This window comes from Aquibium pacificum (assembly GCF_040839445.1).
Taxonomy (GTDB): Bacteria; Pseudomonadota; Alphaproteobacteria; order Rhizobiales; family Rhizobiaceae; genus Aquibium; species Aquibium pacificus.
The window spans coordinates 563,014-582,800 of record NZ_JBDPGJ010000004.1 but is presented as its reverse complement, the minus strand read 5'-3'; the positions used below and the strand labels follow the sequence as shown (position 1 = coordinate 582,800).

The window sequence follows — 19,787 nt, the reverse complement described above, 5'->3', positions numbered from 1 at the left end:
CGTGTCATGAACTTGGTCCGCAACTATCGCAACTGGCGCCGCTATCGCGACACCGTGAATGAGCTGAGCCGCCTTTCCAACCGCGAACTGAGCGATCTCGGGATTGCCCGCGGAGACATTTCCTTCGTCGCTCGCAAGTCGATCTGACGAAGCAAGGAATTTCGCCAGAGCCTACCTCCTCCCAGGTTCTGACGGATACGGCCGGCATCCACCTCCTCCCGGGTGCCGGCCGACAAATCAGCACCCGCCGAACCTCCTCCCTCGGCGGGTGCTGTCCTCCCTCACCGGAGGTTGACAGATTGCAGAATTCCGTCGGGATCTACCTCCTCCCAGTGAACGACGGATAGGCCGGCACCCACCTCCTCCCGGGTGTCCGCCACACAAACGACACCCGCCGGACCTCCTCCCCCGGCGGGTGTTGTTTTTTCCGGCACCGCCATCGGCAAGGCCGGCGGAGACCGCCCCTCCCCGCCAATACTTCCTCCCGAACCCGGATTGATCCTTCCGCGGCATCGCCGCGTAGAAGGGGTCGACCATCTCGAGGAGGTTCGCCCATGCGATCGAGAACAGCGCCGCACATCGCCGCGACGGCTTGGCAAGCGTGAGCGGAAAACCCGTGGTTTCTCCCGTCATCGTCCTTCTCCGGCGCGACCTTCGCATCCGCGACAACGGCGCGCTTGCCGCCGCCGCGGACACCGGCCGCCCCGTGCTCCCGATCTTCATCCTGGATGAGGAAAACGACGGCGTGCGACCGATCGGTGCGGCGAGCCGCTGGTGGCTGCACCATTCGCTGCATGGCCTGCAGAAGGCGCTGAAGAAGGTTGGCGCCGAACTGGTCCTGAAACGCGGCCGGACAGCCGATGTCGTAGCCGAGGCGATCGACGCAAGCGGCGCCGACACGGTCTTCTGGAACCGCCGCTACGATCCGGCGGAAGCGGCCGTCGACGCGGCTCTCAAGACCGGCGTGCGCGAGAGGGATATCGTGGCTCGAAGCTTCGACGGCGCGCTGACGCACGAGCCGTCGCTGCTCAAGACCGGCTCGGGCGGCTTCTACAAGGTCTATACCCCGTTCTGGAAGGCACTGGAAAGCGGCGTGGAGCCGCGCGATCCGATAGACCCGCCCTCCTCGATCCAGGGCTTGAAAGGCAGTCTGGACGGGCTGACGCTCGACGAACTCGGGCTTCTCCCCGCGAAGCCGGACTGGTCCGCGGGGCTTCGGGAATGCTGGACTCCCGGCGAGGACGGTGCCCATCGCCGACTGCACGATTTCATCGAGGAGTCATTGCCCGACTACGAACGCAGCCGCGACATCCCGGGGAAGGCCGGAACGTCGGGGCTTTCGCCGCATCTGACCTTCGGCGAGATCACACCGTTCCAGATCCTTGCCGCGCTGCACAAGTCGCACGGCGCCGGCGCGGCGAAGTTCCGCAAGGAACTCGCCTGGCGCGAATTCTCCTACCATCTCCTGTTCCACAACCCGCATCTGCGCGACCGGGCGTTCCGGCCCGAGTACGACGATTTCGAATGGCGTCGCGACGGGAAGGCCCTGAAGGCGTGGCAGCGTGGACTCACGGGCTATCCGATCGTGGATGCCGGCATGCGCGAGCTGTGGCGGACGGGCTGGATGCACAACCGCGTGCGCATGATAGCGGCCTCCTTCCTGATCAAGGACCTGCTGATCGACTGGCGCGACGGCGAGCGGTGGTTCTGGGATACCCTCGTCGACGCCGATCCGGCCAACAATCCCGCCAGCTGGCAGTGGGTCGCCGGGAGCGGCGCGGACGCCGCCCCCTATTTCCGCATCTTCAATCCGGTCCTTCAGGGCGAGCGGTTCGATCCGGACGGCGACTACGTCCGTCGCTGGGTGCCAGAACTCGCCAAATTGCCCGACCGCTTCCTTCACAAGCCATGGGAGGCGCCACCCGCACTCCTCGCTGAAAGCGGCGTGACGCTCGGCGAGACCTATCCCGCGCCTATCGTCGATCACCACGCCGCTCGCGACCGGGCCATGAAAGCCTACCGGGCCGTCCGGTCTGATGAAACGCCGCAATCCCAAGCCAGGAAGAGGAAGGCATCATGACGAGATACGCGGTCGCCTACGTGGCAACCTTCATCATTTTCCTCGGCATCGATGCCGTCTGGCTGACCACGATGTCGCAGCGCCTCTACCGTCGGTATCTCGGAGACGTGCTGGCCGAGAATTTCAGTCCCGTGCCGGCGGTCGTGTTCTACCTGCTTTACGTCGTCGGCATGCTCATCTTCGCGCTGTCGCCCGCCTTCGCCACCGGCAAATGGACCACGGCGGCGCTCTACGGCGCGCTATTCGGCTTCTTCGCCTATGCGACCTACGACCTGACCAGCCACGCGACCATCCGCGGCTGGCCGGCGATCATCACCGTGGTCGACATCTGCTGGGGAACGCTGGTCACGTCGGTTTCGGCCGCGCTCGCCTTCATCGTGGTCCAGTATTTCTATCCGCAGACCTGACCGCGCCGGCCCACTTCGCAGGACTGGGCGGGCCGGCGATCAATCGCGGATCGCCGGTCCGTTCAACCCGAAGCTGACTTCGCCGGGCCGGGCCAGAAGGCGTTCACCCGCGCCTGATAGCGGCGGAAGGCCTCGCCGCGCGAACGCAGCATGTGCGCTTCCAGCGGCGGAATGCCGGAAGCATGCACGAGGAGCCAGTACATCAGGACCGGACCGGCAAGTGCTGCCCACCCCCACGAATAGCCCCCCGTCAGGTCCAGGGCGATGGCGGGATAGGCGAGCCAGCCAAGCCATTCGAAGAAATAGTTCGGATGGCGCGACAGTCCCCACAGCCCAAGGTCGCAGGTCTTGCCCCTGTTGGCCGGGTCTGACCGGAAGGCGCTGAGCTGTCGGTCGGCCACCGCCTCGCCGAGCACCGCGGCGACAAGGATCGCCGCGCCCAGCAGGTCGCGCAGGCCCAGTCCCGGCGCAGGATTGTGGGCGGCGGCCATGATCGAGACGACGAGCGCGAAGCCGGCCGCCGCCTGGATTTGCAGGAACCAGAAGAGCCGGCTGCGGGCCGATTCACCCCACTCCTGCTTGAGTTGGGCGTAGCGCGGATCGTCCTTGTCGCTCGCGGCAGTCCTCGAGGCGATGTGGGAGGCCAGACGCAGCGACCACGCCAGCGGCATGCCGGCCACGAGAAGTTGGCGCGCGCTCGGCGCGTCTCCGTCGATGGAAAGAATCGCGGCCAGGGCGCCGCACAGCCCGACGGCCGCGGACCAGGTCGCGTCAATCCATCCGGATTTGCCGCTCCTCAAGGCAATCCACCAGGCGCCCGACATGATAGCGGAAAACGCGACGGCAAGCCCGATGATGGCGAGTGCAAGCGTCAATTGTGGGCCTCATTCGTCACCAGCCGGGAAGGCACCCGAACGCGGACCGGCCGCATCCCCTCCGGTTCAGCCACCGATCAGCGGCTGGATCATCCTGCCGAAGAACCCCCGCAGGCGCATGTTTCCCTCGAGCGCCGCTATACAGATGCACTCCGCCTCCGAATCGACGACGGGCTGGTGCTCCACCTCGGAATCGGCTTCGTCCAGGTCGCCAGGCACATAGCGCCCGCGCGCGTCGGCGAAGGAGCCCGTCAGGACCTGCGTGTACTCCCGCCCTGTGTGGGTGTGTTCCGGCAGCTTGCGCCCGGCACCGATCTTGAGCAGCATCACGTTCGCCCCCGGATCATCGGGCAGCGTCACGCGGCTCCAGCGAAGGCCGGGTCCGATCCACCACCAGCGTCCCACCTCGCAGCCGTCGAGAACGTCCGGCAGCCGAATGCCGACATCTGCACGGCGGGCCGCCGTACGAGCCGGCCCCGAAGACCTCCTTTCCGACGCCACCTCGATCCTCGCCAGCGCATGATCGAGAGCGTCGGCGCTCATCTCCACGGGCTCGACGTCGTCGAGCATCGCCCCGCCGATGGCCTCGAACTGGAGCACGCGCTCCTCGCAGACACTGCATCCGCCAATGTGGACGGCCACGACGAGGCGCGGTCCCGCATCGAGCGTGCCGCTCGCGTAGCGGAGCAAAGTTTCGTCGCTCGGATGATGATTGATCGTCATTTCAGGTCGTCCAGAATGTGGCGCAGGCGGCCGAGCGCCAGCCGCACGCGCGATTTGACGGTGCCGAGCGGTATCCCGAGTTCGCTGGCGATTTCGGATTGCGGCTTGTCCCCGAAGAAGGAGAGCCGCAGCACCTCGGCCTGCTCGTGGGATAAAAGTTCAAGCGCGGCCCGCACCTGTTCCTCCCGCTGCACCGCCATGAGAACGGCTTCTCCCGTCGCCGGCCCGTCGGGTTCGTCGGAAGGATCGAACAACTCCGCATTCGCCCGCGGCCGCTTCTCGCGCCTCAGCCGATCGATCCGCAGGTTTCGCGCTATGGTGAAGATCCAGGTTGAGACGCCGCCGCGCTCGGCGTTGAAATAGCCGGCCTTCCGCCAGACCAGCAGCATCGTCTCCTGGGCTAGTTCCTCGGCGGCGGACGCGGAAAGCCCCCCGCGCATCATGAATGCCTTCAACCGCGGTCCGTAGTGGCTGAACAGCTGCGCGAACGCGGCGCGGTCCCGCTCGACGGCGACCGCGGCGACGAGCCGCCTGGCATCGTCTGCCGAAAGGACTGTCCTTGCCTTTCCCGTCATGCCGGGCGTCCCCATCGCCGAGGGATGGAAGCCGGGCAGGACCCTATGAGCCACGAAGTGATGTGTGGATGCATTCATGCGCCCTGTTACGACCGGTCGCGTCGGGCGGATCACCGGGCGCTCCGGTGATCCGTGCCGCACGCGGCTGCGTAAGAACACAAGTTACGGAAGGAGGCGAGCCTCTTCCACAGAGAACTTGGAGTTCCACATGCCCGGTGCCGCCGGTACCCTTCCCATGAGACCGCTCGAAATCGCAGTCGTCGGCAGCGGAATATCGGGCCTGTCGGCGGCATGGCTCCTGTCCACGCGCCACAAGGTCACGCTCTTCGAGCAGCGTCCGCGGCTCGGCGGGCACAGTAACACCGTGGAAGCCGACGGGGTGGCCGTCGACACCGGGTTCATCGTCTACAACGAGGCCACCTATCCGAACCTAACCGCATTGTTCGACCATCTCGACGTGCCGACGGCGCCATCGGATATGTCGTTCTCCGTCTCGATCGACGGCGGCCGCCTGGAATATTCGGGCAGCGGCTTCGGCGGTCTGCTGGCACAGCCCCTTAACATCGCCAGGCCGCGCTTCTGGCGGATGCTTCGCGAACTGCTGCGGTTCTACCGACAGGCACCCTTCGACGTCGCGCGCATCGGCGAGATCAGCCTGGGCGAATATCTCGACACAAGGGGCTACGGCAGCGCCTTCCGAGAGGACCATCTCTACCCGATGGCCGCCGCGATCTGGTCCACGCCCGCCGCCGAGGTCTGCAACTATCCCGCCGCCGCCTTCATCCGCTTCTGCGAAAACCATGGACTCTTGAAATTCGCAGGTCGCCCGGTCTGGCGGACCGTCCGGGGCGGCAGCCGAGAATACGTGAGACGCCTGACCGAACGCTTCCAGGGGCGGATTCTCGCCGGTCACGACATACAGGCCGTCGTCAGGAACCCGGGTTCGGTGGAGATCGTCGATTCCCACGGCATCAGACGCCGCTTCGACCACGTCGTGATCGCCACGCATGCCGACCAGGCACTGGCGATGCTGGCCGACGCGGACGCGGCGGAGACGCAACTGCTCGGCAGTTTCGACTACAGCCGCAACGAGGCCATCCTCCATTCCGATGCCCGCCTCATGCCGCGCCGCAAGCGGGCATGGACGAGCTGGAACTATCTCGCCGACACTTGCGGTGGAACCAAGCGGCTGTCGGTCACGTACTGGATGAACAGGCTGCAGCCGCTCGCCAGCGAACACCCGCTTTTCGTTACCCTGAACCCTGCGATGGAACCCCGGCCGGAAACCGTGAAACACCGCGAGATCTACGAACACCCGGTCTTCGACGCCGTAGCCATGCGCGCGCAGAAGGAACTGTGGTCCCTCCAGGGAGAGCGCAACACATGGTTCTGCGGCGCCTATTTCGGCGCCGGCTTCCACGAGGACGGGCTTCAGGCGGGTCTCGCCGTGGCCGAGGCGCTGGGCGGTGTGCGTAGGCCCTGGCAGGTGGCCGACGAATCCGGCCGCATCGCGATCTTCCATGTTCCGCGCAGGCGGGAACTGGCGGCGGCCTGATGTCCGGGTTCCGATCCGCCATCTATGCGGGCAAGGTCATGCACCAGCGTCTGCGACCGCGCCGGCACCGCCTCGCCTACCGCATGTTCTCGCTGCTCCTCGACCTGGACGAAATCGACGCGCTCTCGCGTCGGCTCAGGCTGTTTTCGCGCAATCGCTTCAACCTGTTCGGCTTTTTCGACGGCGACCATGCCGACGGTTCCGGCCGGCCGCTGCGCGGCTATGTCGAGGAACAGCTTCGCGCCGCCGGCCTTGTCGTGGACGGCGGGGCCATCCGGCTGTTCTGCATGCCGCGCGTTCTGGGCTACGTCTTTAATCCGCTGAGCATCTACTTCTGCCATCTGGCGGACGGGCGCCTTCATGCGTTACTCTACGAAGTGAGTAACACCTTCGGAGAGCGTCACAGCTATCTGATACCGATCGAAGGTGACGGCAGCGGGGGGAGCATAGAGCAGCATTGCGAGAAAGAGTTCTACGTATCCCCGTTCATTTCCATGGCCATGCGATACGACTTCCGCGTCGATCCGCCGGGCGAGCGGACGTCGATCCACATCACCGCGAGCGACACCGACGGACCTCTGATCGTGGCAGCCTTCTCGGGACAGCGTCAGCCGCTGACCGACGCCACGCTGGCGCGGATGTTTTTCGCCTATCCGCTTCTCACGATGAAGGTGATCGCCGGCATTCACTGGGAGGCCCTGCGCCTATGGGCGAAGGGCGTGAAGCTCACGTCCCGCCCCGCTCCGCCCGAGACACCAGTCACCTACGTGGCAGCGAACACGCCACGCCTGCGCCGGGAAGCCGAGCCTGATGTCGCTGGATGTTGATCGCAGGTCCGGCCGGCTGCGCCCGTTCGGGGCCCTAGCCGCGCGTTTCCTGCGCAAGCTGCTTTCCTGCGCCACGGTCGGTCAGATTTCGGTGCGGACCCCGGAGGGGGTGGTGCTGGAACACCAGTCCGGCACGCCGGGGCCGGAGGCCGTCCTGCACCTGAACCGCTGGAGCGCGGTGCGGCGCCTGGTCCTGGGCGGCGATATCGCCTTCGCCGAAGCCTATTTCGACGGCGAGTGGTCGACCCCCGACCTCGCCGCCCTGCTCGAACTCGCCGTGGCCAACATGGAGCAGATCGACCGGACCATTTCCGGATCGTGGCCCGCCAGGACGGTGAACAGGCTGCGCCACCTCCTGCGCGCCAACAGCCTGTCGGGGAGCAGGCGCAACATTGCCTATCACTACGATCTCGGCAACGAATTCTACCGGCTCTGGCTCGATCCGAGCATGACCTATTCGTCCGCCCTCTACCGGGCACCCGGTGAGACGCTGGAGCAGGCGCAGGAGAACAAGCTTCGACGCATCGCCGAACTCCTGTCGCCGCAACCCGGGCAACGGGTGCTCGAAATCGGCTGCGGCTGGGGCACGCTGGCCACCCGGCTGGCCACCTCCGGCGCCGATGTGAAGGGCATCACGCTTTCGTCCGAGCAGCTGGCCTACGCGCGCCAGTCCGCCGAACGCGAGGGCCTGGCAGACCGCGTCCGGATCGAACTGGAAGACTATCGCGACAGCGCCGGCTCGTTCGACCGCATCGTCTCCATCGAGATGATCGAGGCGGTCGGCGAGCAGTACTGGCCGGCCTATTTCGGCAAGGTCCGGCAATTGCTGGCAGACGGCGGCAGGGCGGTGATCCAGGCGATCACGATCGACGAGAGCCGCTACGAGCAGTACCGGAACGGCGCGGATTTCATCCAGACCCACGTCTTCCCGGGCGGGATGCTGCCGTCGAAGACGCTCATCGACCAGCACGCGAAGGACGCCGGACTGAAGCTGGTGGAGGCCGAGCATTTCGGCCAGAGCTATGCACGCACCCTGGCCGAGTGGCGCTATCGCTTCCGGCAGAGCTGGACGGCCGTCGAACAGCTCGGCTTCGACCAGCGCTTCCGCCGGCTCTGGGAATACTACCTCGCCTATTGCGAGGCCGGCTTCAAGACCCGCAACATCGACGTCGGCCTCTACGTGCTGGAGCCCCGGACCGACTGACGCTGCCTGCTGGAAGGCAGTCCGCGACGGCGGCAGTCATCGGGTCAGCGCGCGTTTCCGTGCAAGCCGATGACGATGCGCGCGGCGCGGCGGGCAGCCGTGAAAGCCGCACCCAGGACGACGATCCAGAGGGCGGCGACCAGCACGAACCGTCCGGCCTCGCCGGAGAACATGCCCCCGGCCGCGGCGGCGAGCGCGGCCACGGTCATCACCGCCATGCGGTGCTGCTTGGACATCGGGCCGGAGAAATCGGCCGGCAGTCCGCACGCGCGGCCAAGTTCGCGCGTATAGGCCGTCAGGATCGCCATCCCGGCCGCCGCCCAGCCGAGCGTCGGTTCTGCCGCCCCAAGCCCGGCGCCCACCAGGATGAGGATGTCCGCCACCCTGTCGGGAAACTCGTTCCAGAAGGCGCCGTCCGGTTCCTTCTTGCCGGCCTCGATCGCGACGAGGCCGTCGAGGAGGTTGCACAGGAGCCGGACCTGGCAGAACAGCGCCGCAGCGACGAGGAGCAGCGCCTGCGGCCATCCCTGCACGCCCCCGGCGAGCCAGAAGCAGCCCCCGGCGAAGGCGGCGGCAATGACGCTGCCCATCGAGATGCGATTCGGCGTCAGCGAGGTAGCGGCGAGCCTGCGGGTCAGAGCCTTCGCCCAGCGGGTATCGCGGCTCGCCAGCGGGCGGCGGTCGGGGGCGTCCGTCATCGTCTCATGTCCTTTCGCGCCGCCACAGGGCGTGGCTATAGAGCGCCGCATATCCGGTGGAGATCGAAAGCGGCAGCGCGATGGTGCGCAGGATCTCCGGCGTGCCGGTGAGCCCGTGCAGCGTCACGAGCACGACGAGCGACGTGGCAAAGGCGATCGCCGGCGGCAGCACCAGGCGCCCTATGCCGTCGAAGCGCGCCGACAGCGCCTCGACCGTCCGCTTCAGGAAGTACGTGATGGTTCCCGAGACAACACCCTGCACCAGCCCGGCCAGAAGCGGCGCCGGCATGGCGTGCATGCGATTGGCGAACACGGCCCAGCCGCCCATCGCGGCGAAGGCGACGAGCACGTGCGCCGTGCTGCTGCCGGTCAAGGTCGACATCCGCGCCCTCACGTCAGCGACCATCCGTAGCGCACCAGGTGGAAGAAGATGGGCGCGGAGAAGATGACCGAGTCCAGCCGGTCGATGAACCCGCCATGACCGGCGATCAGGTGGCCCCAGTCCTTGACGCCGCGGTCGCGCTTGATCGCCGACATGACGAGCCCGCCGAAGAAGCCCATGAGGACGATCGCCAGCGACAGCAGTCCGGCCTCCATGGCGCTGAAGGGCGTCATCCAGGCAAGCCCGGTGCCGACGGCCACGGCGCTCATTCCGCCGCCCACGAAACCCTCCAACGTCTTGGAAGGCGACAGTTTCGGCGCGATCTTCGTGCGGCCGAGGAGCTTGCCCCAGACGTACTGCAGAACGTCGCTGCTCTGCACGACGATGACCAGGAACGCGATGAGCAGGACGTTGCGGCCTTCGAAGCGGGGGATGTCGAGGGTGAGCAGCGCCGGGACGTGCGACACGCAGAAGACGCAGATCATCAGCGCCCACTGCACCTCGGCGATGCGGACGAGGAAGCGGTCCGTGTCGCCGCGCAGACTGGACACGATCGGCATCAGCAGGAAGGCGTAGACGGGTATGAAGATCGAATAGAGCCCGTACCAACCCGTCCAGACCAGCCAGTATTGTGCCGGCAGGATGACGAAGAAGGCACCGGCCAGCGCCCAGTGATCGGCGCGTCGCGTGTTGGTCAGGGTCACGAACTCCCGAAGCGCCGCGAAGGAACAGGCTGCAAAGAGCAGCGTCACCCCTGTGCGCCCGCCAATCAGCGCGAGCCCCATGACGATCGCCATTACCCACCACGCGTTGATCCGGTCGCTGAGGTTCTCGATGACGGGGTTCGAACCGCCGGGAGACAGCCTGACGCGCAGGGCGTATGCGACGGCCGAGGCCGCCAACAGCACCGCCGCCAGTCCCATGAGCAGGTTGAGCAGGTCCGGGTGGGGCGCCGTCATGGCCTGTTTCCGTTCGGTGCGAGGGAGAGAAGCGCCATCTCGGCACGCCGGAGGAAGTCTTCCTTGGCCTCGGCCTCTCCGATGTGGAGCGCGGCGCCGAAGGTGACGGTGCACACGAGCGGGATGGGCACGATCTCGCCCTTGGGCAGGACGCGGTTCAGGTTGGCGATCCAGACCGGGACGAGTTCGACGGCCGGGCACGCCTTCGCGAGGTGATAGAGGCCGCTCTTGAAGGGCATCAGCGGCAGGTCGCCGGTGTTGCGCGTTCCTTCCGGAAACACGATCAGCGACGCGCCCTCTTGAACCGCCCGGGTCATCAGGTCGACGGGATCCTCGGTCCGGCGCTCCCGGTCGCGCTCGATCAGGACGGCGTTGAACACTTCCCGGCCGACGAAGCGCCGGAGCCGTCCCTTCATCCAGTAGTCGGCGCCAGCCACCGGCCGCGTGCGGTTGCGCAGGCGCGGCGGCAGCACCGCCGAGACCAGGATGAAATCCCCGTGGCTCGAATGGTTGGCGAAATAGATGCGCTGGATGTCGCGCGGCTCGACGCCCTGCCACTCGCCGCGCACGGCGGTGACGACCCTGGCGAAACCGAGGACGAGACCGGCGGCCCGGCGGGCAAGGAACCGCCGGAGCGATCCGGCCGAGCCGGAGGCGCGAGACCCGCGATCCCGATCCTGGCCGAGTGGATGTGCAGAGATGTCCATGTCCGACGCGATCCCGCAAGGTCGGGCTCCAGCCGCACTGGATCGTTCACCCCCGCCCGGTCGCATCAGTGCGCGCGCTCGGTATCGCGAAGATTGCCGCCGGCGCGGCATTTGTTTCTTTGGCGAAACAGATTTGGATACAGAGCGGCCTCGAGCCCGGCCTCAGTAGGTGCGCGGCACCAGCGCGGCCTGAAACCATCGGACGAAGGTTTCGATCGAGAAGACCGGCAGACCGGTGGCGGCGCGGATGTCGGCCGCGTAGGGCACCATGTTGGTGCATTCGAGCACCAGCGCCCCGAGAGCCGGGTTGGCGGCGACGAGCGCGCGGGCCGCCTCGACATTGTCCTCCCGTGCCGCGTCCACGTCGAGTTCCAGTTCGTTGCCGAGGATGGCGCGGGTGAACTCGCGGCCGCCTTCCGTCGTGCCTAACGGCGTGCCATCCGGAACTCCGGCCTTTTCCAGGTGCAGCGGCGTCAGCGTGGAGCCGGAGATGGTCAGGATGCCGGTGCGCCTGCCCTTGGGCAGCAGCCGGTTCACTTGCGCCACCTGCATCAGCGAGGAGGTCGCCACCGGCACGCCGACCGCGTCGGCCAGTTCCTGCTGGAAGAGCGACAGGAACCCGCAATTGGTCGTGATGCCGTCGACCCCGTCGTCCACCAGTTCGCGCGCCGCAGCGACGAAGACGTCGAGCAGCCCCTCGGCGCCGCCGCGCACCACCCGGTCCGGCGTCGCCGATCGCACGATCTTGTAATGCACCGGGAACGGCCAGGTGGTGGCGTTGCCCATGTCGCCGGGAATCCTCGGGAACCGGGCGTCGAGCATGAGGATGCCGACCGCCGCGCCGTAGATCGATTTTCCCCCGGTCACGCGCATTGCTCGTATTCCCGTCGCCATTCCCCGCCTGCGCGGAACCTCGTGGTTGCCGCACCAGCCGGCGGGTCTGTATATCTGCTCGCTCGTCCGGCCGAAAGCGGCCTCAGACGTCAGGACAAGGGCAGTTCGGATGAATTCACGCGAGAAGGCGAACACGCTCACCGGGGCCGAAGCCATGGTGAAGATGCTCGAAGCCTATGGCGTGAAACACGTTTTCGGCCTGTGCGGCGACACGACCCTGCCGCTCTACGACGCGCTCTTCCGGCTCGACCACGGTATTACCCACCTCTTGACCCGCGACGAGCGGCATGCCGGCTACATGGCCGACGCCTATGCCCGCGTCACGGGCCGGCCGGGCGTCTGCGAGGGTCCGTCGGGCGGCGGCGCGACCTATATCCTGCCGGGCGTGGTGGAGGCGAACGAGAGTTCGATCCCGATTCTCGCGATCAATTCCGACGTCTCGACCACCTCGCGCGGACGCTATCCGCTGACCGAACTCGACCAGGTGGCGATGTTCCGGCCGCTGACCAAGTGGAACGCATCGCTCGACGACGCCCAGCGCCTGCCGGCCATGCTCCGCCGCGCCTTCCGCGAGATGACCACGGGCCGCCCGGGCGCGGTGCACCTGGCGCTGCCCTTCGACACCCAGAAGAACCCCGTCACGCCGGACGAGATCTGGGCCGATGACCGCCACCGGAATTTTCCGGCGCTCCCGGTCGCGCCCGATCCCGCGGCGGTCGAGGCGGCGGCAGACGCGCTGCTCGAAGCCCGCAAGGCCGTCGCGGTGTGCGGCGGCGGGGTAGTGATCGCCGGTGCGACGGAAGCGCTGGCAAGGCTTGCCGACCTGCTCGACCTGCCCGTCGCGACCACCGTCTCCGGCCAGGGTTCCATTGCGGAGACCGATCCTCGCGCGGTCGGCGTGGTCGGATCGAACGGCGGCGTGCCGGCGACACGCGCCGTGGTCGACGAGGCCGACCTGGTGCTCTACGTCGGCTGCCGCGCCGGATCTGTGACGACGGAGCGCTGGCGCTCGCCCGGTCCTGATGCCCGCATCGTCCACATCGATTCCGACCCGGCGGTCATTGGCGCCAACTATCGCACCGACGTCGCGCTTGCCGGGGACGCCCGGCTGGCGCTGGAGGCGATCGCCGCGGCGGTGGCCCGGCGCGGCGGGGGGGCCGGCAACGACGGCGTTTTGCGCGCAAAGTCGGCCTGGGCGGCGAAGCTCGCCGCGTTCGAGCCGCTCGCCGCCTCCGATGCGACGCCGATCCGCCCCGAGCGCGTCATCGCCACGCTCCAGCGCCTGCTCGATGCCGAGGCGATCGTCTGTGCCGATCCCGGCACGCCCTGCCCCTATTTTTCGGCGCACTACCGCTGGCCGTCGGCCGGACGCCACTTCATCACCAACCGCGCCCATGGCGCGCTCGGCTTCGCGATGGGCGCGGCGATCGGCGCCCATGTCGGGCGGCCGTCGGTGAAGACGGTGTCGGTGATGGGTGACGGCTCCTTCGGCATGAGCGTCGGCGAACTCGAAACCGTTATCCGCTACCGGATGCCGATCACCTTCGTGACGCTCTCCAACAGCGTCTTCGGCTGGATCAAGGCCGGCCAGCGCTCCGGCTTCGGCGCGCGCTTTCACAACGTCGATTTCACGCGCACCGACCATGCGGCGGTCGCGGCCGCCTATGGGCTGAAGAGCTGGCGCGTCGAGGATCCGGCCAACCTCGGGCCGGTCCTTAAGAAGGCGCTCGCGGCCGGTGAGCCGACGCTGGTCGACATCGTCACGCAGCCGCTCGACGAGGCGGCAGCGCCGGTCTCGGAGTGGGTCGCCTGATAAGTCAAACACATTTTGCCGATAAATCGTTGACATTTTATTCCTGTGTGACAGGATCAGGCAACGTCAAAAGGCGCAGGCAGGGGAACTGATGGCCACACAGGGAGACGTCGGATCCGAGAGCGCCAAGCCGCCCGTGGCGGTGATCGGCGCCGGGATCGTCGGCGTCTCGACCGCCCTATGGCTGCAGCGCGACGGCCACGACGTCGTCCTGATCGACCGCGGGGAACCTGGCGAAGGGACGAGCTACGGAAACGGCGGCGTGCTCGCCTCCTGCTCCATCGTGCCGGTTACCGTCCCCGGGCTCATGCGCAAGGCGCCGCGCATGCTTTTCAATCCCGCCCAGCCGCTCTTCCTCAAATGGTCCTACCTGCCGCGGCTCCTGCCCTGGCTGCGGAAGTACCTCTCGCACTGCACGCCCGAACAGGTGAACCGCATTGCGGATGCGATGCTGCCGATCGTCGGCGACAGTCTCGCCGACCACCAGGCGCTGGCTGCGGGAACAGTCGCGGAGAAATGGCTGAAGCCGTCGGATTACGTCTTCGTCTACAATGACCGGGCGCACTATTCCGGCGATGCCTTCGGCTGGGGAATCCGCAAGGCGCGCGGCTTCGAATGGGACGAACTCGAGGGCGAGGCGCTGCGCGCCTATGACCCGGCGCTCGATGCGAAGCTGGGCTTCGCGGCGCGCTTCGGCAATCACGGCACGATCACCGATCCCGGCCGCTACGTGAAGGACCTTGCCGCCCATGTCGTTGCCAGCGGCGGACGGCCGGTCAAGGGCGAAGTCACGGATTTCGTGCGCGAGAATGGCCGCGTCACCGGCATACGCATGGGCGGCGAGACGGTCGCCTGCTCCGCCGCCGTTCTCGCCACCGGCGTCTGGTCGAAAACACTGTGCCGCAAGCTCGGCCTCGACGTCCCGCTTGAGAGCGAGCGCGGTTACCACGTCGAATTGTGGGAGCCTTCGGTGATGCCGCGCCATCCTCTGATGATCGCGTCCGGCAAGTTCGTCATGACGCCGATGGACGGCCGCCTGAGGCTTGCGGGCATCGTCGAGTTCGGCGGGCTGGACGCGCCGCCCTCGCGCGCTCCGTTCGATCTCCTGATGAAGAACGCACAGGCAGCGCTGCCTGGCCTGCGCTGGAAGGAAAAGACCGAGTGGATGGGCCACCGGCCGGCGCCGGCCGACTCCATTCCCGTCATCGGCGAGGTGCCGGGCACGAAGGGGATGTTCCTCGGTTTCGGCCACCACCACGTCGGCCTCACCGGCGGCCCGAAGACCGGGCGCATCGTCGCGCAGCTGGTTTCCGGCCGCACGCCGAATTTAGACCTTGCGCCCTACGCCCCTTCGCGTTTCCAATAGGAAAAAGAAACCACAAGACGACCGGGAACTTCACTTCAGCCACCACAATGATGGGAGAACGACAATGACCAGGACACTCAAGACGCTTCTCGCCGCCACGGCGATGACCGGAATGACCGCCAGTGCTGCGCTCGCCGAGAAGTGGGACATGCCGATGGCCTATCCGGCGACCAACTTCCACTCGGAAAACGCGGCCGAGTTCGCCAAGTGCGTCAGCGAGGGGACCGGCGGCGATCTGGAGATCGTCACCCACCCCAACGGCGCCCTGTTCGCCGGCAACGACATCAAGCGCGCGGTGCAGACCGGCCAGGCGCCGATCGGCGAGCGGCTCCTGTCCGCCCACGCCAACGAGAACCCGCTCTACGGGGTCGATTCCATCCCGTTCCTCGCAACTTCCTTCGCCGACTCCGAAAAGCTCTGGGAGGCGGCGAAGCCGAAGCTCGAAGAGGTGATGGACAGCCAGAACCTCGTCTACATCTACGCCGCGCCGTGGCCGCCGCAGGGCTTCTACTTCAAGAAGCCGGTCGAATCCGTCGCCGATATGAAGGGCATCAAGTTCCGCGCGTATAATGCCGCGACTGCCCGCATCGCCGAACTCGCCGGCATGGCGCCTGTGCAGATCGAGGCCGCCGAACTCAGCCAGGCGCTGGCGACCGGCGTGGCCGAGAGCTTCATCTCCTCGGGCTCCACGGGCGTGGACTCGAAAGTCTGGGAGAGCCTGACGCATTTCTACGACGTGCAGGCCTGGCTGCCGCGCAACGCCGTCTTCGCCAACAAGGACGCCTTCAACGCACTGAGCGACGAAGCCAAGAAGGTGGTCATGGACTGCGGCGCCGAGGCCGGCAAGCGCGGCGCGGCGAAGTCGGAGGAACTGACCGCCGGCTACCTGAAGACGCTGGCCGACAACGGCATGACCGTCGGCGCGCCGAGCGACCAGCTGAAGAGCGACCTCGCCAAGTTCGGCGAGACGATGACGCAGGAGTGGATGGACGCCGCGGGTCCCGCCGGCAAGGAAATCGTCGATTCCTACAAGGCGATGTGATCTGCGACGATCCTCGCGAAGCGGTCCGGCTCCGGCCGGACCGCCCCTCCATCGCCTTGCCGGGGACATTCGATGACATCGACCATCAGGCGCGTCCTCGACGCGATCTATGATTTTGCGGCCGTACTTGCCGCGATCTGCCTCGTGCTCATCCTGATCGTGATCGTGCTGCAGATGGCGTCGCGCTGGACCGGCATCTCCTTCCCCGGCTCCACCGCCTATGCCGGCTACCTGATGGCGGCCTCGTCATTCCTCGCCTTCGCCCACGCACTGAACCGCGGCGCGCATATCCGCGTCAGCCTGCTCCTCACGGCGCTCGGCGGACACCGCTTGTGGGGCGAACTCTGGGGCCTTCTGATCGGCACGGCCGCGAGCACCTATCTCGCCTGGTACGCGGTCAAGTCCGTCTACTGGTCCTACGCCTTCAACGACATCAGCCAGGGGCAGGACGCGACGCCGATCTGGATACCGCAGGTCCCCGCGGCGGCCGGCGCCGTGCTGCTTGCCGTCTGTTTCGCCGACAATCTCGCGACGCTCCTCCTCACGCGCAGGGACAACATCCGCTCCTCCGCCATCGACCAGCCGGCGGAATAGAAGATGGAACAGCTGCTCCCGATCGGGATCTTTCTCTTCGTCCTGTTCCTGCTGCTCGGCACCGGCGTGTGGATCGGTCTGGCGCTGCTCGGCGTCGCCTGGGTCGGCATGGAACTCTTCACCATGCGGCCCGCCGGCGACGCCATGATGACCGTCATCTGGCGCTCCGCCTCGTCGTGGACCCTGACGGCGCTGCCGCTGTTCATCTGGATGGGCGAGATCCTCTATCGCACGCGCCTGTCGGAGGACATGTTCAAGGGTCTGTCCCCATGGATGGCGCGGCTGCCGGGCGGGCTCCTGCATACCAACGTCGTTGGCTGTACCGTTTTCGCCGCCGTCTCCGGCTCGTCCGCCGCCACGCTGACGACCGTCGGCAAGATGTCCATCCCCGAGCTCAGGAAGCGCAACTACCCCGAAAACCTGGTGATTGGCACGCTGGCCGGCGCGGCGACGCTCGGCTTGATGATCCCGCCGTCGCTGACCTTGATCGTCTACGGCGTGACGATCAACGAATCCATCACGAAGCTCTTCATCGCGGGCATCGTGCCGGGTCTCGTGCTGGCGGCGATGTTCATGCTCTACGTCGTTGCGATCTCGCGCTTTTCCCCGAACTACCGTCCCGACCCCGAGCCGCCGATGTCGTTTTCCGAACGGGTTTCCAACTCGCGCTTCCTCATTCCCGTCCTGCTCCTGATCCTCGTCGTCATCGGTTCCATGTATCTCGGCTACGCCACCGCGACCGAGGCCGCGGCCATCGGCGTCATCGGCGCGCTGGTGCTTGCCGCCACGCAAGGGTCGCTCACCTGGGCGACGTTCACCGAAAGCCTGCTCGGCGCGACCCGCACCTCGGCGATGATCGCGCTGATCCTGTCGGGCGCCGCCTTCCTGTCGCTCTCCATGGGCTTCACAGGACTGCCGCGCGGACTGGCGGAGTGGATAGGTTCGATGGAACTCTCCCGGTTCGAACTCCTGATGATGCTGCTGGTCTTCTACATCGTCATCGGGTGCTTCCTCGACGGCATCTCTTCGGTCGTGCTCACCATCGCGGTCGTGGAACCGATGATCCGGCAGGCCGGCATCGACATCATCTGGTTCGGCATCTTCATCGTCGTTGTGGTCGAGATGGCGCAGATCACGCCGCCGATCGGGTTCAACCTCTTCGTGCTCCAGGGCATGACGAATCACGAGATGAACTACATCGCGCGCGCTGCGTTTCCGATGTTCCTCATCATGGTCGTGATGGTGTTCGTGCTGATCGCCTTTCCCGACCTCGCGACATGGCTGCCGGAAAACATGCGCCAGACCGCGGCGCACTGAGAGCACGGAGCAGGTGGACCTCGCGGCCTTCACCGGGCTTGACACGCCCTGGCTGATCCTCGTCGGCGCCATCGTGGTCGCCGCTGCTATCGTTCAGTTCGGGCTCGGGATGGGCTTCGGCCTGACCGCAGCGCCGCTGCTTGCCCTGATCGATCCCGAACTCGTGCCGGCTCCCACGCTCTTTCTCGGCATGCTTACGTCGTCATGGGGCGCCTGGGGCGAGCGGAAGGCGATCCGGTGGGAGGAGGTCGGTCTGGGTACGATCGGCCGCATCGCGGGCGTCCTTGCCGCAGCAGGGCTCCTCGCCGCGCTGGCCGACCAGCAAAGCTTCATGCTGGCTTTCGGCCTCATGATCGGGCTTGCCGTGTTTCTCTCGGCATTCGGCCGGCGCATCGCTTTCAGTAGAGCGTGGCTTTTGGCAATGTCCACGCTGTCGGGGATCATGGGGACGATCACCTCCGTCGGCGCGCCGCCGCTCGCCCTCATCTACCAGGACCGGCCCGCCGCCTCCGCGCGGCCGACGCTCGCGGCATTCTTCGCCATCGGATGCCTCGTCTCGCTCGCCGGTCTCTACGCCAGCGGTTATGCCGGCGTACGAGACGCCGTCCTCGCGGCCCTCATGCTGCCGCCGATGGTTCTCGGCCTCGCGATCGCGCGCGGCCTTCGCGGACGATTCGACCGGCGCTACCGGCCGGCCCTGCTCGTCGTCGCCGGCATGGCGGCGGCGATGCTTATCCTGCGGGGGCTTTCGTGACGGCGCTCGCGCGCATCGCGGCGCTTCCGGCGCGCTACGGCCGCTCCGTCCTCGTCGCGGGGCTGGTCGCGGGCGTCGCGCTTCCGGACCTCGCCTTGGCGATGAAGGGCTGGATCGCCGAGCTGATCGCCTGCCTGCTCTTCATCGCCGCCTTTCGCGTCGGCCCGCGCCAAGCCTTCGGGGCGCTCGCCGACATTCGAGCCTCCTTCGGCCTCACGCTGCTCTACCAGGTCGGCTTCCCGGTCGCCGCGATCCTCGCCTTCACCCTCCTCGGCTGGAGCGGTCCGCTCGCCACGGGTCTCGTGCTGATGATGGCCGCCTCCTCCATCTCCGGCAGTCCCAACCTGACCATACTCACCGGAAACGACCCGGCTCCGGCGCTTCGCCTGCTCGTCCTCGGCACGGCGCTGCTACCTCTCACCGTCATCCCCGTGTTCTGGCTGGCACCCGATCTCGGCGACGCCGGCGCGGTGATCGGTTCGGCCGCCCGGCTGCTCGTCATCATCGGTGCGGCGGCCGGGCTGGCCTTCCTCATACGAGGCTTCGTCCTGAAGCATCCCTCGCCCGCTGCGATCGGCGTCATCGACGGCCTGTCCGCGGTCGTCATGGCCATCGTCGTGGTGGGTCTGATGTCGGCCGTCGGACCGGCCCTGAGGGACGAGCCCGCGCGTTTTTTCACAGCGTTGGCCGCTGCTTTCGCCGGCAATTTCGGGCTGCAGCTCCTGATGGTTTTCGTGCTGCGGCGGAAGGTACCGGAAACGATCGTCGCGCCGCTGGCGATCGTGGCCGGCAACCGCAACATCGCCCTCTTCCTGACCGCCCTGCCCGTTTCCGTCACCGATCCGCTGCTGCTCTTCATCGGCTGCTACCAGGTTCCGATGTACCTGACGCCGATCCTGCTCGGCCGGTTCTACCGGCCGCGGCCCGTGCCCGTCGCGCGGTCCGACGGCCGTCCCTGACGCGGAAAGATCCCGCGAAAGCCATAAAAAACGGACGGTTGGTGGCAAGTTGGTCG

21 protein-coding genes are annotated in these 19,787 nt (G+C 66.9%); 13 read left to right on the top strand and 8 right to left on the bottom strand.

Annotation, left to right across the window (positions count from 1 at the left end; all coding sequences use genetic code 11):
• Nucleotides 1-6: 6 nt before the first annotated feature.
• From ABGN05_RS19355 to ABGN05_RS19345, 3 genes are all read left to right on the top strand, one after another.
• A complete protein-coding gene (locus ABGN05_RS19355; RefSeq protein ID WP_072602407.1) occupies nucleotides 7-147 on the top strand; it encodes a DUF1127 domain-containing protein in 141 nt (46 codons plus the stop codon).
• Between the two features lie 469 nt (nucleotides 148-616).
• Nucleotides 617-2,080 carry a cryptochrome/photolyase family protein gene (locus tag ABGN05_RS19350; protein ID WP_367955677.1) on the top strand — a complete coding sequence of 488 codons (1,464 nt, stop codon included), beginning with the start codon at nucleotides 617-619 and terminating at the stop codon, nucleotides 2,078-2,080.
• Nucleotides 2,077-2,487: a DUF2177 family protein gene (locus ABGN05_RS19345; protein WP_367955676.1), complete on the top strand. Its 411-nt coding sequence runs from the start codon at nucleotides 2,077-2,079 to the stop codon at nucleotides 2,485-2,487. The genes ABGN05_RS19350 and ABGN05_RS19345 overlap by 4 nt, the downstream gene beginning before the upstream one ends.
• 62 nt (nucleotides 2,488-2,549) lie before the next feature.
• Here ABGN05_RS19345 and ABGN05_RS19340 read toward each other — a convergent pair whose 3' ends face one another.
• The 3 genes from ABGN05_RS19340 to ABGN05_RS19330 all read right to left on the bottom strand — a co-directional run bounded on the left by ABGN05_RS19340 (nucleotide 2,550) and on the right by ABGN05_RS19330 (nucleotide 4,660).
• On the bottom strand, nucleotides 2,550-3,362 hold the full coding sequence (locus ABGN05_RS19340; RefSeq protein ID WP_367955675.1) for a DUF1295 domain-containing protein: 813 nt from the start codon (nucleotides 3,360-3,362) through the stop codon (nucleotides 2,550-2,552).
• A gap of 66 nt (nucleotides 3,363-3,428) precedes the next feature.
• A complete protein-coding gene (locus ABGN05_RS19335; protein ID WP_367955674.1) occupies nucleotides 3,429-4,085 on the bottom strand; it encodes a ChrR family anti-sigma-E factor in 657 nt (218 codons plus the stop codon).
• The gene (locus tag ABGN05_RS19330) at nucleotides 4,082-4,660 is read right to left on the bottom strand and encodes a sigma-70 family RNA polymerase sigma factor (RefSeq protein ID WP_367955673.1); all 579 of its coding nucleotides are present in this window, start codon (nucleotides 4,658-4,660) and stop codon (nucleotides 4,082-4,084) included. Before ABGN05_RS19330 ends, ABGN05_RS19335 begins: the two co-directional genes overlap by 4 nt.
• A gap of 235 nt (nucleotides 4,661-4,895) precedes the next feature.
• Between ABGN05_RS19330 and ABGN05_RS19325 the strand changes: the two genes are divergently transcribed.
• Genes ABGN05_RS19325 through ABGN05_RS19315 form a run of 3 tightly spaced genes read left to right on the top strand, consistent with a single transcriptional unit; the run spans nucleotide 4,896 to nucleotide 8,246 of the window.
• Nucleotides 4,896-6,215: an NAD(P)/FAD-dependent oxidoreductase gene (locus tag ABGN05_RS19325; RefSeq protein WP_367955672.1), complete on the top strand. Its 1,320-nt coding sequence runs from the start codon at nucleotides 4,896-4,898 to the stop codon at nucleotides 6,213-6,215.
• A complete protein-coding gene (locus tag ABGN05_RS19320; protein ID WP_367955892.1) occupies nucleotides 6,212-7,042 on the top strand; it encodes a DUF1365 domain-containing protein in 831 nt (276 codons plus the stop codon). Before ABGN05_RS19325 ends, ABGN05_RS19320 begins: the two co-directional genes overlap by 4 nt.
• Entirely contained in the window at nucleotides 7,026-8,246 is a 1,221-nt protein-coding gene (locus ABGN05_RS19315) for a class I SAM-dependent methyltransferase (protein WP_367955671.1), read from the top strand. Before ABGN05_RS19320 ends, ABGN05_RS19315 begins: the two co-directional genes overlap by 17 nt.
• A gap of 44 nt (nucleotides 8,247-8,290) precedes the next feature.
• Here the strand turns inward: ABGN05_RS19315 and ABGN05_RS19310 are convergent, their stop codons facing one another.
• The 5 genes from ABGN05_RS19310 to ABGN05_RS19290 all read right to left on the bottom strand — a co-directional run bounded on the left by ABGN05_RS19310 (nucleotide 8,291) and on the right by ABGN05_RS19290 (nucleotide 11,865).
• Nucleotides 8,291-8,944 (bottom strand): CDP-alcohol phosphatidyltransferase family protein, encoded by a 654-nt coding sequence (locus ABGN05_RS19310; RefSeq protein WP_367955670.1) that lies wholly within the window; start codon nucleotides 8,942-8,944, stop codon nucleotides 8,291-8,293.
• A 4-nt stretch (nucleotides 8,945-8,948) separates the two neighbouring features.
• The gene (locus ABGN05_RS19305) at nucleotides 8,949-9,326 is read right to left on the bottom strand and encodes a hypothetical protein (RefSeq protein ID WP_367955669.1); all 378 of its coding nucleotides are present in this window, start codon (nucleotides 9,324-9,326) and stop codon (nucleotides 8,949-8,951) included.
• An 8-nt stretch (nucleotides 9,327-9,334) separates the two neighbouring features.
• Nucleotides 9,335-10,285 (bottom strand): phosphatidate cytidylyltransferase, encoded by a 951-nt coding sequence (locus tag ABGN05_RS19300; RefSeq protein WP_367955668.1) that lies wholly within the window; start codon nucleotides 10,283-10,285, stop codon nucleotides 9,335-9,337.
• Nucleotides 10,282-10,992 carry a lysophospholipid acyltransferase family protein gene (locus tag ABGN05_RS19295; protein ID WP_367955667.1) on the bottom strand — a complete coding sequence of 237 codons (711 nt, stop codon included), beginning with the start codon at nucleotides 10,990-10,992 and terminating at the stop codon, nucleotides 10,282-10,284. Before ABGN05_RS19295 ends, ABGN05_RS19300 begins: the two co-directional genes overlap by 4 nt.
• Before the next feature lie 162 nt (nucleotides 10,993-11,154).
• Nucleotides 11,155-11,865 carry an aspartate/glutamate racemase family protein gene (locus ABGN05_RS19290; protein ID WP_367955666.1) on the bottom strand — a complete coding sequence of 237 codons (711 nt, stop codon included), beginning with the start codon at nucleotides 11,863-11,865 and terminating at the stop codon, nucleotides 11,155-11,157.
• Between the two features lie 130 nt (nucleotides 11,866-11,995).
• Here ABGN05_RS19290 and ABGN05_RS19285 point away from each other — a divergent pair, with 130 nt between their 5' ends.
• The 7 genes from ABGN05_RS19285 to ABGN05_RS19255 all read left to right on the top strand — a co-directional run bounded on the left by ABGN05_RS19285 (nucleotide 11,996) and on the right by ABGN05_RS19255 (nucleotide 19,731).
• Nucleotides 11,996-13,699 carry a thiamine pyrophosphate-binding protein gene (locus tag ABGN05_RS19285; RefSeq protein ID WP_367955665.1) on the top strand — a complete coding sequence of 568 codons (1,704 nt, stop codon included), beginning with the start codon at nucleotides 11,996-11,998 and terminating at the stop codon, nucleotides 13,697-13,699.
• A 91-nt stretch (nucleotides 13,700-13,790) separates the two neighbouring features.
• Entirely contained in the window at nucleotides 13,791-15,065 is a 1,275-nt protein-coding gene (locus tag ABGN05_RS19280; protein WP_367955664.1) for an NAD(P)/FAD-dependent oxidoreductase, read from the top strand.
• A 64-nt stretch (nucleotides 15,066-15,129) separates the two neighbouring features.
• Nucleotides 15,130-16,107 (top strand): TRAP transporter substrate-binding protein, encoded by a 978-nt coding sequence (locus ABGN05_RS19275; protein ID WP_367955663.1) that lies wholly within the window; start codon nucleotides 15,130-15,132, stop codon nucleotides 16,105-16,107.
• A 72-nt stretch (nucleotides 16,108-16,179) separates the two neighbouring features.
• Nucleotides 16,180-16,701, top strand: coding sequence for a TRAP transporter small permease (locus ABGN05_RS19270; protein ID WP_367955662.1), 522 nt, complete (start codon nucleotides 16,180-16,182; stop codon nucleotides 16,699-16,701).
• Between the two features lie 3 nt (nucleotides 16,702-16,704).
• The gene (locus ABGN05_RS19265; RefSeq protein ID WP_367955661.1) at nucleotides 16,705-18,018 is read left to right on the top strand and encodes a TRAP transporter large permease; all 1,314 of its coding nucleotides are present in this window, start codon (nucleotides 16,705-16,707) and stop codon (nucleotides 18,016-18,018) included.
• 13 nt (nucleotides 18,019-18,031) lie between these two features.
• Nucleotides 18,032-18,772 carry a TSUP family transporter gene (locus ABGN05_RS19260; RefSeq protein WP_367955660.1) on the top strand — a complete coding sequence of 247 codons (741 nt, stop codon included), beginning with the start codon at nucleotides 18,032-18,034 and terminating at the stop codon, nucleotides 18,770-18,772.
• On the top strand, nucleotides 18,769-19,731 hold the full coding sequence (locus ABGN05_RS19255) for a hypothetical protein (RefSeq protein ID WP_367955659.1): 963 nt from the start codon (nucleotides 18,769-18,771) through the stop codon (nucleotides 19,729-19,731). Before ABGN05_RS19260 ends, ABGN05_RS19255 begins: the two co-directional genes overlap by 4 nt.
• Nucleotides 19,732-19,787 lie beyond the last annotated feature (56 nt).